Origin of the sequence: Methanobrevibacter sp. (genome assembly GCF_030539665.1) — an archaeon.
Taxonomy (GTDB): domain Archaea; phylum Methanobacteriota; class Methanobacteria; order Methanobacteriales; family Methanobacteriaceae; genus Methanocatella.
This window is the reverse complement of record NZ_JAUNXR010000003.1, coordinates 259,817-276,036: the sequence shown is the minus strand read 5'-3', so window position 1 is coordinate 276,036 and position 16,220 is coordinate 259,817. Positions and strand designations below refer to the sequence as shown.

Below are 16,220 nucleotides of genomic sequence, written 5' to 3'. Positions count from 1 at the left end.
TGTTTAGTCCGCTGCTTCCAATTGCCCGCTTGCATTATTTTAAATAAGATAATGTTTTATTTTATATTCTATTATTTTTGGATTCTAATCATTATTCTTTTTTTATAACTTTTCACTTGGAATTTTGATTTTTCTAGTGATTTGGTTAGGTGTATACAGTTTTTGGGTGAAAGTGTGCGTTGTATTTGTTTTTTTTCCTATTTTCCTTTTTTATTCTTATAAAGAGGTTGTGTGTGAGTTTCGCGGTCATAGCATGAGGGCTATACCTGGTCTCGTTTCGATCCCAGAAGTGAAGTCTTTTTGTGTTTTGTATTGTGTACTATGGTTATTCTATGGGAATTTCATTTCGCTGCGAGCTCATATTCTCTTTAATTACTTATTATTTATTTATGCTCATAAAAATGGAATTATATTGGTTGGTATTGCGGTCATAGCATGAGGGCTATACCTGGTCTCGTTTCGATCCCAGAAGTGAAGTCTTTTTGTGTTTTGTATTGTGTACTATGGTTATTCTATGGGAATTTCATTTCGCTGCAAGCCAATTTATATATAAAATTCCATTAATTATTTCATTACTTTTATATATAATTTTTTACAAATTTTTCATTGTCATATCATTTTTAATGACCAATGCCTACGGTCCTTTTATGAGGAAAGTTTTTGCTGTCTATGATTAGAAGAAACCCAGCATTGGATAGGCCGCCCGTTTCGAGGGTTGCTCGAGGAGGAAAGGGTAATCTACCTATGATTCAAGAGAGTTAGTATACGGGCGATACTTATTAAAATATCATTTACTTTTAATTGCTCTAAAAAATCAATACTTTTAAGAGGAGCATTTTATTTTGTTTAATTATTATACTTAAAAACTATCAAATCATATTTTCTTTAAACTATTCTTACTTTATATTGATTTGATAATTTCATAAAAAAAGTTTTTTTAAATAAATTTTATCTATTTTTCAGAATCTTTTATGTATCTTATTAAAAGGTATCCTGCTAATATTCCACTAAATGAAAATCCAACTAGTCCAAATACAGACATGTCAAATAATTTAGGTCCTGTTTTTGAAACAATGGTTAGTGATGATCCTACCAATAATGCTGCAAGGATTATTGAAACAGATAATTGGTGTGTTAGTTTTTCCAGTTCTGCATGTTTTAGGGTTATGCTAATTTCCCCATCTTCTAATTTATAAATTAGGTTATCAATTCTTGTTGGAAGATTTTTTGCTAAATGTTCTATTTCCAGCAGGTAATTTTCACTATTTTTAGCAATTCTTTTTGGATTGTACTTATTTAATAATATCTTTTTGCTGAGCTTTTTTAATTGGGCAATTGTATCGAATTCAGGGTCTAATTTCTGTCCTGTTTCTTCAATTAATGCAACCCCCCTTCCAATCATTACGAATTCCCTAGGTAAAACCACATTATTTTTTATCATTGCATCCAAAAGGTCTTTGAGACCACCTTCCATATTCTTAAGGTCTGCTCCATAGTATTTGCTCATCAGGTCATTTACGTCATCTTTTAATTTTGGATCTTCTTTTTGGCTGTTATTGATTATGCCCATGTAGTTTAGCTGATTTAAAAGATGATCTGTATTTCCACTTATCAGGAGAATTATTAGTTCTGCCAAATTTTCTTTAAAATTATCATCCAATATTCCCATCATTCCTTCATCAATAAAACAAACTACATTATTTTCCATTACCATTAGATTTCCTGGATGTGGGTCTGCATGGAAAAATCCATCAATGAATATCTGTTTAAAGTAAGCTTTTACTCCTCTGGTTGCAATTAATTTTTTATTGTATTTTGGATCAGTACTTTCGAATACCTTTTCCATTTCTGCTCCTTTAATGAATTCCATTGTTATTAATCTTGTATTGCAGTAGTCTGTATATGCTTTTGGGATGTATATGTATGGATTTGTTCTAAAGTTATATGCTAAATGTTCCATATTCATTACTTCTTCCTTATAATTCAGTTCTTTTCTTATGGAACGCTTAAATTCATATACGATAGCTGGAAGATTATATATTCTTGTACTTTCTACGTATTTGTTCATATTGTTTGCAAGAAATTCCATAATTTTTACATCTGCTTCAATGATTTTTTGAATGTTTGGCTTTTGGACTTTTATTGCAACTTCTTCATTGTTTTCTATGAGAATTGCTTTATAAACCTGTCCGATTGAAGCGGATCCTATTGGAGTTTCATCAAAATCAGTGTACACTTCATTTATTGGTTTTCCTAGTTGTTCTTCGATTACTGGTTTGATTTCAGAAAATGGTGTTGCTGGAGTGTCATCTCTTAATTTCTCCAATTCATTTGCCATTTCCCATCCAACTAAGTCTGGACGTGTACTTAGCATTTGCCCTAGTTTGATGTATGCAGGTCCTAATTCTTCTAGTACTTTTCTTACCCTAACTGGAAGTGTTTCATCTGCGAATTCTGCTGCTTTTTCCGCTTTCCTGTTTCTCATAAAGGGAAATTTTTTTAGAAATGTATTCTTTTCGATTACATATCCAAAATCATTTTTTTTAAGAACAGCATATATCTGGTTTATCCTTTTAAGATATTCGTTTTTAGTACTAGGAATTATATTCATAAAAACAAATTGTTATATGTAATATTAATACTTTTCTTAATCATGTTAGAATTTTTCAAGAATTCTTGCATAAACCTGTTTCAATGTATTGTCTGATTTTTCATATATTCTTTTTAGAATCAATTCTGGAGTACTGTTAGCAAGGAAATGCATTTTTGGAGTTCTATCCACTATCAGATTATTGTTTTCATCCAGTCCTTTAGCTTCTATTCCATCTACACGTATGTCAGTGTAATTCATCAATTCGCGTGCCATGTGGGTTACGATAACTCCATATGAATTGGATTCTTTTATCATATCTATGAATGTTGATATTATTTTCACTGCAGCATCTAATTCGGTTATTCCTTCTAGTTCGTCTAAAAGCACTAACTTTTCACTGTCTGTTGTAACAATAGGTATGAATACATTTAGGAATGATTCAAATGCTCCTGCATCTAGTGATCTTTTTTTAGAGAAATGGTATATTTCGTCTAATATTTTGATTTCCGCATAATCTGCACTTACTGGAAGTCCCATTTGGGCCATTATTGATATTTGTGTAAGGGTTTCTAGCAGGGTTGTTTTTCCTCCACTGTTTGCCCCAGTTAACAATGCAATATTTTCCTCTTCTGTTAATTTGTAGTTGATCTTCTGGATACCTGGCTCTCCTTTTTTATCGGATAGTTCTAAGTGCAGTGCTCCTTCCAGGTTTATGTCATTGGTGAAAATAGGTGCTGTCAATTCATATTCGTATGCAAAACTGCCTAATGTGAACTCATAATCAAATTTTATTGTTTCGTTTATTTCATTTATTGCTCTTTCTTTTATTGCATTTAGTTGAATTGCCGCACTTTTTTTAATGTCAAATATGTTGTTTTCTTTTCTGGAGGATTGTTCCAGACTTATCCTTTCAATTTCACTGTCGTCAATTTCTATTGGGTATTTTTTAATGAAAGGGTCAAAATCGAATCCAGTTTCTTCTTTTATGATGGCTTTTCGTTTATTTATAATATCTTCAAATATTTTATCAATTTTTGGAGGGAAATTGTTATTTAATAGGTTAAGTATTTCATCTCCCTCAAGGTCAACATTTTTAATAGCTTCTTCTAGTTCACTATCCATATCTTTTTTAAGTGAATTGACAATTTTTTCAATATCCACTTCTCTCTTGTCAATAATCTTAACTTCTTCCAAAATAGGGAATATCTCTCCAAGTACGCTTTCGTTATTTCTGATCTTTTGAATTTCATATACTTTTTTAAATAAGGTTTCATTTGTCTCGAAGAAGTTTATAATTTTTTCAGGAACCATTTCATAATCTTGCTCATTAATACTGATCATTACCAGGTTAGGCACTCCTTCAAAATCAAGAAAACCTTCGCTATATATGTAAAATATCAAATCATAGCTTAGCAGTTCCTCGCTCATCAGGGACATTTCATTTGCAGTTATAATTGGATAATATTGGTTGAGCCCCAAATCGGTAAGGTAGGAATTGTCTTCTTCACTTTCTACAAGTATTACTTTACTTGCATCATAAACTGGTTTGGGCTTTTCTATCTCTTTTAAATTTTTCATCAATCCCCTTAGCTTTATTATAGGTAATTTGCTAACCATTTCTTTCGCATTCATTGAAAATTCTAATTGTTCCATTATGGTTTTCTTATCCTTTGTCGGTGAAAGGAGCAAGACCTTGTTTCTGGAATATTCGGTGTTTGAATATGCCAATATTTTATTTAATATATCTTCATATAGCTCCATTGCCCTTTCACTTTTTATAAAGTCAGATGGTGATTTGTGTTTCATTTCCTTTATGATTTCTGCTGCTTTTTTAGGGCTTATGCCTTCAATCTTTGCAATTTGTTCCACGCTTTCTTCTTCTACGATTTTTTGAAGGTTTTCTAAGCCACCTAAATTTTGGATTATCTTGTCAGACATTTTATCGCCAATTCCTTTTATGTTACGTAAAGTCCTTATGTCTCCAGTCATGTTCTACCCCACCTTTGTTAATTTATAATTGGTTTTATCTATATAATCAAATTGTCAGAGAGCGATTGAAAACTAATATTCTAATAGTTTCCCTTAGTATTTTTTGCGGATAATTCCTGTAGTGATTTTTTATTGATCTTGTCTTCATTGATAGCTGAGTTATAAATGTCAATCATTTTTGTGTATTCTGAATCTTTCCAGCGACCGTCAATTGCAAAATTAATATAATTCACTGATTTCAAATAAGGGATTTCTTCCAATAATGAGATTTCTTCGTTATTGAATATTATCAATTCTTCATTTGACAAATTCTCTTTTATCAGGTACTTATTTCCTTTCTTATCAATCAAATAAGTGTTTTTAATGTTATTGGGATTGATGGTTTTGGATTCTGATTTTTTCAGTAGTTTATTTCTGGTCTTCATCAATTCCAAATTTCCCTGAACCAGTATTTCGGCTTTCCTGTTGTCTTTGACATGTGAAATGATGTCCTTATAATCTTTCTTATCCAGTTCTGGGGATAAAGTGACGATTTTGTAGTGATCCAAACCATTGACAGTTTCGCTATTGGTCACATTTAGGGAATATGGTCCATATTCGCAATTAAAATTAGGGCTCATTATTGGGATTCTAATGTTTTTCTTATTTAAAATCCCCTTTACCTTGTTTAAAGTCTTTATTAAACTGTCATGGGCAATATCTGGCCATTTCCATATTAGCTCGTAATCTTTGTCTTTAGCAACATTCATGGCGTCTTCAATGAATTTTACCATGTAGTTGATATTCGGCTGTTTTTTTTCAAAGTTGTATATTAAATTTTTTTCAGGAGGAATTTCCAAGTAAACCCTGCTGACATTTTTTATCTTATCCAGATGTTCCAGGTCATTTGCATAATATGAAAGTGAACATTCCTTTTCAATTATTATCGGCTTTCCTGGATTGTAATCGATAGGTTCTATTTCATTTTTGTAGTGGTTGTCAATATTGTTTTCTAGTTTTGATAACAGTTCCCTTCTGAGTTTGTTAAGTTCGCTTATTGGAATGAATTTATCTCCATTGTAATTAATGTTGATATTTTGGATTTTAAATGGGTAATTGTCTAATTTTGACAGTTGTTTTTTTACGGTTTCAATGTCAACAGCTTTTTTCAATGGAGTTTCAAAAGGTGTTTTTCCAGTTACTGTTTCTGCAATCTTCCTATTTTTCAGTTTTAAAGTTCCTTTAAGAACTGGATAATTGTTCTTTACAGAAAATGTTAAATTTAATGGACTTTTAATATAGCTCGCATAATCATTTTCAATTTCCTTTGTCTTTTTGGATAGTTTATTTCTCTTGTTTAAATAGACAACGGAACCTTCCAGATTAAAATTGGCTTTTTTATTGTGTCTCACCTGTTTTATTATTAAAATCCTATCTTTACGGTTGATGTCTTTCAAAGCTTTGATTCTATTTTTTTTAAAATGGTTGAGTGTGGTTACGATGGGGTTTTGTGAGATTTCAAATCCGTATTTGTTGGTTTTATCTAAAATTAATAATCCGTCTCCCTTTTCAGGAATGGTTTTAATATTGTCTTTCAGCATTATTGCTATTTTATCATTGTTTACATTGTAAACTGTTCCCAACTCCAAACCAACATGTCCTGAATGCATGCTTCTTGAGGAACGTCTCTTGAATTGTCCTGGTGTAAACCCTCTGTTGAAAACAAGATCAATATTTTCACTTTCAAGCTTCTTCCGGCTTTTTATCTTGTTCAGCGCTTTCCTGTATTCGCTTATTACAATTGCCAGGTATTCTTTGTTTCTCATTCTCCCTTCTATTTTGATGCAATCGATTCCCAATTCGATTATTTCATCTAAATAGTCAAACAATGATAAGTCTTTTAGTGATAAATAATAATCTGCATCATCGGTGTCTGAAATGGTGTATTTTTGTCTGCATGGCTGTGCACATGAACCTCTGTTTCCACTTCTTCCACCCTTCATGCTTGAAAATAGGCATTGTCCGGAATATGAGTAACATAATGCTCCATGGGCAAATATTTCCAATTCCATGTCTGTTTTCAGATTTCTGATTTCGTTTTTATTCATTTCACGTGGAAGCACGATTCTTTTTATTCCTTTATTTTCAAGATAATCTATTTTCAGTTGATTTTCAATATTCATTTGTGTTGAGCCATGTATTTCTAAATCAGGTATATATTTGTTTATTAAATCAACCAATCCTAAATCTTGAATAAGTACTGCATCTACACCAATTCCATATAGCTGGTTCAAATAATTTAAAACATTTTCTATTTCATCTTCTTTAATTAGTGTGTTTACAGTAACATAAACCTTTACGTTATGAAGATGGGCAAATTTTACTGCATCCTCAATTTCATCTATTGTGAAATTTTCAGCATATTTTCTAGCCCCATAATCCTTTCCCGACAGGTATATTGAACTGGCTCCAGCATTAACCGCAACTTTCAAATGATCCATAGAACCGATTGGTGCAAGTAACTCAGGCAATTTCATATTTATTTTCCCTTTCCTTATCTTCGTGAAGTCTGCCTTCGATATAATTTCCTTTGTTAATGTAGGAGTGTGACAGATCCATTATGTTGTATTTATATTTGGCCAACTCTTCTTTGTCCCGGCCTTTCAATGCATCATTGTAATATGATAGGATTTGTTTTGCATAGTTTTCGTTGGAATATCTGCAATCCACAATCAAACTATCAAGTCCGAGGCTTTTAATGTCGTTCATTTCTTCAATCAAGCACAAACAATCCTTATTTGCAATGTGGCTATAGTTATTGTAGTCAAATGAAACTTTATACTTGAATTTTTTTCTTTTTTTATCTTCTAAAATAGCATAATCGTTGTTATTTGAAATTATGAAGTCTTTACCATCATTCAAATTAGAAAAGTCGTCTTTGCTTACAATGACTTCTAAATTTCCATTAACTATCATTTCCAAATCAATATCTGGGCATTCATTTTTCTTAATCAATTCCCTTATTTCATCGCCTGATAATTCGGAGGATAATATGAGTCCTGAAAATCCGGATTCTGCCAGGCTTTTAACAGAATAACTGTTCCAAACGTTCAGATTATGATTTCCATAAATTGGACAGCTAAAAATATCACTCATCGCAGGGAAATCTCCCATTACTGATATTATTATTCCCTTATTTTCAAGATTTTTCACAATTTCCGAACATCTTATTGCATCTTCCTGACTCAGGAAGGTTGCTAATACCCAAACAAGTTCACTTTGAGGAGCCATAAGTGCTGCCTTTTCAAGATACTCTTCAATATTTTCAAAATAATCTTCAGGATTGTTGTATAGATAATTGCCGTCAAAATAAACTCTCTTAAAATCAAAGCCTGAAATTGAATTAAGGACATCCAGATCATCAACGAATACGGATAATTTTGGATTTTTATTTATGTTCTGATTTTCGTAATTGTGGTAGTCTTCTACAAACTTATGCAATCTTTTTCTTGTAGCCTTTACTGATTTTTTAGTTGGCGTATAATGATTCAACAGTAGTTCCTCTGCCTTTTCAATAATTTCTCTACGTATCTTATTTAAGTTTCCCATTGATGTGAAAATGTTTTTTGGCATATTGTTGATTTGAATATTCTCAATGTAAAATGGAGTTCCTCCAGTTTTAGATAACTGTTTTTCAATTTTATCTTCTGTAATTGGTTGATTTATCGCTTCTTCAAATATTCCTGGCGCATTATATCTGAAATTTATTAATTCGCCATCAATATAAAATCCAACTTGAACAAACACGGTCAAATCCTCATTCCATGTGATTTTTAGGTTCAATCCATGTTTAGAAGCGATTTTTTCTTTTTTAAATCTTTTCAAGTCTTCCGTAATTGATTTGCGGTAACTAATAAATACTTCAGTCCCGACCTTAACGTTTCTTGTGGTATTGATAACTATCTTGTCTTTATCTTGGGAAATAATGTCTTCCAGATATATTCCCTTGATTTTTCCATTGTATTTAAATCCAATTCCATCTCCAAGCTCCAATGGTATGTAATTGTCATTGTTTTTGACTTCGATGGTTACTTTAGTGCCGTCAATATCCACAATGTCCCCAATATAAAGTCCTTCATGGCCAGATGCGGTTCTTCCCAATACTTCTCCAGGCTTGTCTCCCATCAGGTATCCGTCTGTAAATTTACGATTAAATACAAGGTGTAAGTTTTTATCATAATCTCCTTCAACTTCATCAATGATGTTTCTATAGCTGTCGACTATGGTTCCCACATAGTCCTGGGACTTCATTCTTCCTTCAAGTTTTAAAGAAGTTACTCCAGCGTCTGAAATTGCTTTTATATTGTTGTAGGTGGCCAAATCATGTGTTGATAAAAGAAATCCATTTCCCACATTATATCCTCTATATTTAAGCTTATACTCTCTTCTGCATGGCTGTGCACATGCCCCTCTATTTCCGCTTCTTCCGCTATTGTATGAGGAGATATAACAATTTCCAGACACGGAATAGCAAAGTGCGCCATGTCCAAAAACTTCCAATTCCATATCTATATTGTCTTTTGCAAGATTTTCATTAATGTCCTTAATGTAATCCACATTAATTTCACGTGGAAGCACAACTCTTTTTATATTGTTTTCCTCAGCCCATTTTATGCTGCTGTAATTGTTTAAAGCCATCTGGGTTGATGCATGGACTTCCAGATCAGGTATCAACATTTTAAGTAAATAAGCCACTCCAAAATCCTGGACAATAACTGCATCAACTCCAATTTGATATAACTTAAACAAGTAATCCATCACATCAATTATTTCAAAATTGTTAACTAATGTATTGACAGTGACATGGACTTTAACTTTATTCAAATGAGCATATCTGACTGCTTTTTCTATTTCTTCCATTGTAAAATTTTGAGCAAATGCTCTTGCACCATATCTATTGCCTGCAATATAGACAGCATCGGCTCCAGCATTCACTGCTGTTAAAAACACTTCATAAGAGCCTGCCGGCGCTAATAATTCTGATAAAACCATTGTTTACACCTTTATAATTATATTGTATTTACAGTTTAATAAAATTTTTAATATTTAAAATGTAATATAAAATCATGTATATAATTTTTGAAGGAATCGACGGGGCGGGGAAATCAACACAAATTGAAATAATAAAAAAATGGTTGGAAGATAATGGTCTTGAAGTGGAAACTCTTGTTGAACCTACCGATTCAGAAATAGGGGTTCTAATAAGGAAAATTCTCAAAAGACCGGATGCTGCTACCGATAGGATGCAAAAAGTATTGGGTCTCCTATTTGCAGCTGATAGGATGCTTATCATGGATAAACTTGAGGACGATAAGAAAATATTTTTGTCAGACAGGTCATTTATTTCAAGTTTGGCCTATCAAGAACCGCAGGATTGGATAGGATCTCTTAATAAATATGTAAAAAAACCAGATTTGGTATTATTGTTAGATGTTGACATTAAAAATTCAGCTTTAAGATTTTCCGGTGAGGATGAATTTGAAAATAAAGAATTTTTAACCAAAGTTAGAGACAATTACCTTGATATCATAAAGGAATTTAATCATGAAATTATCAATGCCAATAATGGCATAAACAAAGTGTCTTCAGATGTTAAGAAAGCTATTGCATCTAAAGTTGGTTTATGTAGAGATTGTATAGAATAAATGAATTATCCTTCTAATTCACTTAATCGTTGAGCAATTGCATCTCTTAAAAACTCTTTTACTTTTTCAAGCTCCTCATAGGTTCCAATAAATTTAGGTCCAAATTCAGTATGTTCTAATTTTATGTCGAATTGTTCGATTGCATGTGCAACCATTTGTTCTCCAACACCATTCGGCAATCCCATTTCAAATTCTTGTCTGTCTTCCATGTTTATTCCTCCATATATTCTCTCACTGGGGCTAAATATTCAATTAAGAAGTCTTTAATTCCAGTTTTTAAATCCATTGGGTGTAAGTCACCATTAGCAAAATCTTCTAATAATTCTTCATGTGTGAGTTCAATATCTCCACCGAACTTTTCAGGTCTTTTTATAAGTAATTTTTCTTGGTTTGGATAAACAAAAGTTTCCGCAATTTCAATCATTGGATTGCCTTCAATTTCTCCTTGAGGGCAGTAACTTTTATTTATTTTTTTAGTGATGTCTTTAACAGAATCGTCAACTGCTATGAAGTTGCCTTTACTTGAAGACATTTTTGCATCTCCATCAAGGCCATGTAATAGTGGTGTGTGTATACATACAGGAACATTTTCACCTATTTTTTCAAGATTTTCACGTGCGAGCATTTGTATTTTTCTTTGTTCCATTCCACCTAATGCAACATCAACATTTAAAGCAGCCATATCAACGGTTTGCATAATAGGGTAAATTACACTAGCTACTTTTGGATTTTCGTCATGACGACTTACTTGATCCATACTTCTTCTAGCTCTTTTTAAAGTGGTCATTGTAGCTAATTGATAAACTTTATCTGCATAGTCTGAATCTAATTGATAGGATGAACCTAAAATGAAGTCTGTGGTGTCATCAAGACCTAATGCTTTAAAACATTTCATGTTGTATTCTGCAATTTCCCTAATTTCTTCAAGACTTCCTTTACCATTTAAAAACGCATGGTAGTCAGCCAATAATATTTTAATCTTGAATCCTAATTCCTGAAGTGTTTTAAGTTTTTGAACGGTTACTGCATGTCCTAAATGAATTTTTCCAGAAGGTTCATAACCAGTATAAGCTATAGGTTGCTCTTTTGCAAGAACATCTTTTAACTCTTCAGAATTTACAACTTCCAATGTTCCTTCTTCGATTTTTTGAATTTTTTCATCAATATTCATATTTACCACTTTAATTCAATAAGTAATAGTAATCATTAATTTTAATTATATCTACTTCATCTCCAATATTGATGTCAGTTAAGTTATCTTTAACCTCTAAATCTACAACAGAGTAATCTGTTGGGTCTAATATTTGGATTGTAGTTGGAGATTTAGATATTACTCCTGCTTTTTCAACATCTTTTGCTTTTTTAATAACTTTGATGGATTCGGTGTCCTTCCAAGGTATGGTATGCTTTTTATTTGATTCAATATCAATTCCTACAACTCTATTTTTTCCAATATCTTCAACTTGTAAGATTTTATCCTGATATTCTATGAAATCTCCAATTTCAAATTCCGGAATTCTTACGGAAATCCATATTCTATATAATCCCTTGCCTGTGGACTTGTCTTCACTAATCAGGCGTGGGGATTCTTTAATGATTCCTCCAAACTCATCTTTCAATGCATTTGCTACTTTTCTTCCTGTCTTTAGGGATCCTATATAATAGTCATGTCCTTCTTTTAATTTAGCTATTTGTGGACAATATGCCAATTTGTCCTTTTTGTATTGTTTGTTTAAGGTTCTTGCAACAATTTTATCAGCTTTTTCATATTCTTCAGGATGTATTTCTCTATTGTCTGCTCTAAATTGGATAACTGATTCATAGTATCCTGATTGGATTTTACTGCAGGTTGGACAGGCAGTTCTTATAATCTTAACATCTACATCATGTGTCTCTTCAATTCCAGTTCCGTATACCTCCCCATAGACAATTACGACACATTCTGCTGTTGACCCTTTTATTTGTTCTATTTCAAGGTCAATTATTTCATTTTCAACAAGGTCGTTAATCTTTATGTTTCTTTCAAGTGCACGGTATACGATTTCTTCTTCCGGCAAATTAGATTCGGACCATTTTCCTTCTTCCAATTTACTGTTACAATGTTTGCAGATAGTAACTTCTATTCTTTCAGGAATTTCAATCATCTGGAAGTCTTTTAAAAAACAATCAATACAGATATCTCCAACCATTTTTTTATCCGTACTTCCACATTCTGGACAAAACATTTGTTTTCCTCAAAAATTAAAAAAATAAGTTTGAAAGTAAAAGCTTTCTTATAATGGTTTTAATGGAGCTGTTGCCCCACATGCTGCACATTTTAATAAGAAAATTCTACCTTCTCTGATAATTCGGGTATCCGGTCTGTTACATTCGTGGCAGATTACGTATTTTTCCACATAATCTTCTAATCTTTCATTTATAAGATAATGGGTAAATTTACCTTGGAGGATTGCTCTACCACCTTCGATGTTTCCAGCTGTACCTAATTCTCTAAGTAAAAATTTTAAAACATGTTGTGGGTCTCTTCCAAGACCTTCAGAAACATCTTTGAAATTTTTTATAAAAGTTCTGTTTCCTTGAATATCTGAATAAGCTTTAGGGATTTTGAACCTTTTGTGTTCAAATACTTCTGGAGGTAATTGGTCTATTGCACGATTTAATAAATTTTCATATTCTTCCATATTATCTCTCCGCATAAAATGATTAATATAAATATAATAGTTATAATTATATTTTTAATCATTTATTAATTTTAGGCTTTTTTCACATATCCTGAACGTGGCTCATAGATTATTCCTTTTTGTTTCAGATTTCGGATAATGCTTTCAACCTTATCCTCACTGATATTATATTTGTCAGCCATATTTGAAATTAGGATGTTCGTTGGAGCATCTCCCGCAAATTCTTCTTCAAGAATTTCAATTTCATCAATTACACGTTTAAGTTTGTCTCTGTCTGATTTAGGTGTTCTTCCTTCTACCTTATCGATGTCTATTTCTCCGGTTTCTGGGTCAACACCAATTTCTTTAAGACAAGCCAGCTGTAATTTCACGGCCTTTTCAGCATCTTCCTTTTCCACATATTCTTTAAGTTTTATTTTAGCACATGCTTCTGCTAGACGAATAATAGCTTCTAATTGTCTTGCAGTAATAGGTACTGGTGCTTCTTCCTCTGCATTGCTGTTCCTTGTAGATACATAGAATTCTTTTAAAACAGCGTTAGCTTCATCAGTTAGGATTGGATTCACGTTTTTTCTTGCATATGCAATATATTTTCTTAACAATTCAGGTTCGATTTCATAATTGACAGTATTTGCTTTATGTATTTCCAGAATATGTTCTGCAAGCTCTGAATCGTTTTTAACGCTAGGTTTATCTTCAACAACAAATATTAAATCAAAACGAGAAAGAATCGGTGCAGGCAAGTCAATTTGCTCCGCCAATACTTTGAACCTGTCAAACCTACCGAATTTAGGGTTTGCAGCGGCCAGTACTGAACATCTTGAATTTAGGGTTGCCATGATTCCTGCCTTTGCAATACTCACTGTCTGTTGTTCCAATGCCTCGTGCAACGCAGAACGGTCTTCTGAACGCATCTTGTCCAATTCGTCAACACATACGTTTCCCTGATCCCCAAGAACCAATGCACCTGCTTCCAAGGACCATCCGCCTAATTCATCCCTTACTGCAGCGGCAGTTAATCCTGCTCCAGTTGTACCTTTACCACTTGTATAGATACTTCTAGGAGCTAATTTTGACACGTATTTAAGCATTTGTGATTTCCCAATACCAGGGTCCCCTACAATGAGAATGTGGATATCTCCCCTAAGGCGAGTTTCATCTTCCAATATCTTAGCAGAACCGCCAAACAATTGGAGTGCAATAGCTTCTTTTACATATCTGTAACCTCTGATGGAAGGTGCAGTTGATTTTATGATTTTTTCATAGATGTTTGGATCTTTTGACAATGCTATGATTTGCTCTTCATCTTCTTCAGTAAGATTTAACTCTTCAAATTCCTGTTCTAATGGTTCGATATGATTTACATAGATATAATTTTTAAACTTACCACTACGTTCTTCTCTAAATGTTTTTAAAGTCCCGGTTATTCTTACTTTGTCTCCAGGATTTAATTTGTCTACCAAATCATCTTCCAGAATCATTAACATCTGCTTAGGCTCGGTTCCTCCAGACAGGTTTTCCAAAGGCTCTTGCATTCTTGCAGTTTGAGTATCTATATATTTTGACTCTTCCTGGAGCAGTCTAAAAGATCTGCTTCCACAATCACATAATGAAGGTTCAATGGTCACATTGTCAGAGGTCTGTTCCACTTCGTGGCGCCTTAAACATCCTCTGCATTCAAAAACTCCAGTTTCAATTCTAGGTCTTATTTCATCGGTCTTTCTTACAATACCATCTGCTGATACGAATGTTCCTATATATTTACTTAATAATGTCTTTAAGGGAATTACATTTGTTAGATTTTCAACCCTTATGTTAATGTCTGCATCTTTTACTAAAGGGTCAATATTTTTAATAGCATTTGCTGCGGCATGTAATGTTTCATCTGGTTTTTCAATCAATAAATCTGCCAAATCAGGATCAAACATTTCTAGATTCTTATAATCTACATCTAATGATCTTTCATCAGGATATTTTTCCAGTATTTTAAAAACATCATCCTTATATGCTGTTGAAAAGAATTCCTCGAACTTTGCAACAGATGTTGGTGCTTTTTTTGTAGTAGTTGTAGTCATTACTATAAGGTATTATTTTTCATAGTTAATAAAATTAAATTTTTAAAATTTTTTCTTTAATTAGATATTTATCTTTAAAAATAGTAGTTGGTAAATGTTATATATCAAAATTTATATAATAATTATTACTTGTCTTTTTGTGAGGTAAACATGAGAAAATCAAGACTTAATTTATTTAAATCCACTTCAATGTTAATTTCTATAGTTGGAGTTATATTGATTGTTTCAACAATATTGGTAGTTGCATATGTTGGTTTTAGTATGGTTTCATCAGGTCTTACCAATGATATTTCCTCAGGAAACCAATATGATGATTTAGCTCAGTTAAAAAATGAATATAATAATCTATCAGTTAAGTTTGACCAAAAGAAATCATCTTATTATTCTGGTAAGGATTCTAACATGATAGATCAGTATAATGCAGCTAAATTGGAATTAACTCGTTTAGGTACAGCTATTGATAATGTTCAAAGTGCATTGGATTCGGGAAAATCATCTAATGAGGTTGACAGTAGGCTTGAATTTGCACAGAAACAACTGGTCAAGGCTAAAGATGCCTATAAAAAACTTTAATCTATTTTTTTATTTTTTTTATATCCCAAACCAACAACATACATTTCAGAACTTTTTTTACGTGATGATGGAGGCTTTGTTGTTTTGACTTGTCTAAATTTCTTTTTTAAATCAACCAACATTTTTTTGTATTCAGGGCCCTGAAATACTTTCATAACAAGATTTCCTTTCTCTTCAAGGATATTGTCAGCTATTTCAATAACTACATTTATCAGGTCGATTGAGCGCAATTGGTCAAGATTCTTGATTCCGCAAAGTTGTGGTGATGCATCTGAAATCAATACTTTTGTTTTCCCTCCAATAATGTCCATTATTTGCTGCTGAACTTCCTCAGTGGTGAAATCTCCCCTTATTCCATAGAAGTTCTCTTCTTTAAATGGTTTTATTCTGTTCAAATCCACTCCAACGACTATTCCTTCTTCCCCTACTTTTTCCAAAGCCACTTGGGACCATCCTCCTGGAGCAGCTCCCAGATCAACCACTGTATTGCTTTCTTTTATTATTTTGAATTTTTTATCCAACTGTTTTAATTTGTATGATGCTCTTGAACGATAATCCTCACTTTTAGCTTTTTTATAGTATGGATCATTTTTTCTTTCATGCTGCCAATTCTCACCCATTTTTT

12 protein-coding genes and 2 rRNA genes are annotated in these 16,220 nt (G+C 32.5%); 4 read left to right on the top strand and 10 right to left on the bottom strand.

Features of this window, described 5'->3' with window-relative positions; translation table 11 throughout:
• The first annotated feature begins 238 nt into the window (after positions 1-238).
• Positions 239-358: ribosomal RNA gene (rrf, locus tag Q4P18_RS05560) — 5S ribosomal RNA — on the top strand.
• 62 nt (positions 359-420) lie between these two features.
• Positions 421-540, top strand: a 5S ribosomal RNA gene (rrf, locus tag Q4P18_RS05555).
• Between the two features lie 412 nt (positions 541-952).
• Here rrf (Q4P18_RS05555) and Q4P18_RS05550 read toward each other — a convergent pair.
• The 4 genes from Q4P18_RS05550 to Q4P18_RS05535 form a co-directional block, all read right to left on the bottom strand.
• Complete coding sequence (locus Q4P18_RS05550) at positions 953-2,611, bottom strand: AarF/ABC1/UbiB kinase family protein (protein WP_303336560.1); 1,659 nt, start codon at positions 2,609-2,611, stop codon at positions 953-955.
• A gap of 45 nt (positions 2,612-2,656) precedes the next feature.
• The gene (locus Q4P18_RS05545) at positions 2,657-4,582 is read right to left on the bottom strand and encodes a helix-hairpin-helix domain-containing protein (RefSeq protein ID WP_303336558.1); all 1,926 of its coding nucleotides are present in this window, start codon (positions 4,580-4,582) and stop codon (positions 2,657-2,659) included.
• An 80-nt stretch (positions 4,583-4,662) separates the two neighbouring features.
• Complete coding sequence (locus Q4P18_RS05540; protein WP_303336556.1) at positions 4,663-7,098, bottom strand: U32 family peptidase; 2,436 nt, start codon at positions 7,096-7,098, stop codon at positions 4,663-4,665.
• The gene (locus Q4P18_RS05535) at positions 7,085-9,613 is read right to left on the bottom strand and encodes a U32 family peptidase (protein WP_303336553.1); all 2,529 of its coding nucleotides are present in this window, start codon (positions 9,611-9,613) and stop codon (positions 7,085-7,087) included. The genes Q4P18_RS05540 and Q4P18_RS05535 overlap by 14 nt, the downstream gene beginning before the upstream one ends.
• A 74-nt stretch (positions 9,614-9,687) precedes the next feature.
• Here Q4P18_RS05535 and tmk point away from each other — a divergent pair, with 74 nt between their 5' ends.
• The gene (gene tmk, locus Q4P18_RS05530) at positions 9,688-10,266 is read left to right on the top strand and encodes a dTMP kinase (RefSeq protein WP_303336551.1); all 579 of its coding nucleotides are present in this window, start codon (positions 9,688-9,690) and stop codon (positions 10,264-10,266) included.
• A gap of 5 nt (positions 10,267-10,271) precedes the next feature.
• Here tmk and Q4P18_RS05525 read toward each other — a convergent pair whose 3' ends face one another.
• The 5 genes from Q4P18_RS05525 to Q4P18_RS05505 form a co-directional block, all read right to left on the bottom strand.
• A complete protein-coding gene (locus tag Q4P18_RS05525) occupies positions 10,272-10,475 on the bottom strand; it encodes a hypothetical protein (RefSeq protein ID WP_303336548.1) in 204 nt (67 codons plus the stop codon).
• Between the two features lie 2 nt (positions 10,476-10,477).
• Positions 10,478-11,437, bottom strand: coding sequence for a tyrosine--tRNA ligase (locus tag Q4P18_RS05520; RefSeq protein ID WP_303336545.1), 960 nt, complete (start codon positions 11,435-11,437; stop codon positions 10,478-10,480).
• A 10-nt stretch (positions 11,438-11,447) separates the two neighbouring features.
• A complete protein-coding gene (locus Q4P18_RS05515; RefSeq protein ID WP_303336542.1) occupies positions 11,448-12,491 on the bottom strand; it encodes a 60S ribosomal export protein NMD3 in 1,044 nt (347 codons plus the stop codon).
• Between the two features lie 48 nt (positions 12,492-12,539).
• Positions 12,540-12,947, bottom strand: coding sequence for a translation initiation factor IF-2 subunit beta (locus Q4P18_RS05510; RefSeq protein WP_303336540.1), 408 nt, complete (start codon positions 12,945-12,947; stop codon positions 12,540-12,542).
• A 71-nt stretch (positions 12,948-13,018) separates the two neighbouring features.
• Positions 13,019-15,022, bottom strand: a complete 2,004-nt coding sequence (locus Q4P18_RS05505) for a minichromosome maintenance protein MCM (protein ID WP_303336538.1) — start codon at positions 15,020-15,022, stop codon at positions 13,019-13,021.
• 150 nt (positions 15,023-15,172) lie between these two features.
• Here Q4P18_RS05505 and Q4P18_RS05500 point away from each other — a divergent pair, with 150 nt between their 5' ends.
• A complete protein-coding gene (locus Q4P18_RS05500; protein WP_303336536.1) occupies positions 15,173-15,595 on the top strand; it encodes a hypothetical protein in 423 nt (140 codons plus the stop codon).
• Here Q4P18_RS05500 and Q4P18_RS05495 read toward each other — a convergent pair.
• Positions 15,592-16,215, bottom strand: a complete 624-nt coding sequence (locus Q4P18_RS05495; protein WP_303336534.1) for an RlmE family RNA methyltransferase — start codon at positions 16,213-16,215, stop codon at positions 15,592-15,594. The two genes, Q4P18_RS05500 and Q4P18_RS05495, sit on opposite strands and share 4 nt — an antisense overlap.
• Positions 16,216-16,220: the final 5 nt, after the last annotated feature.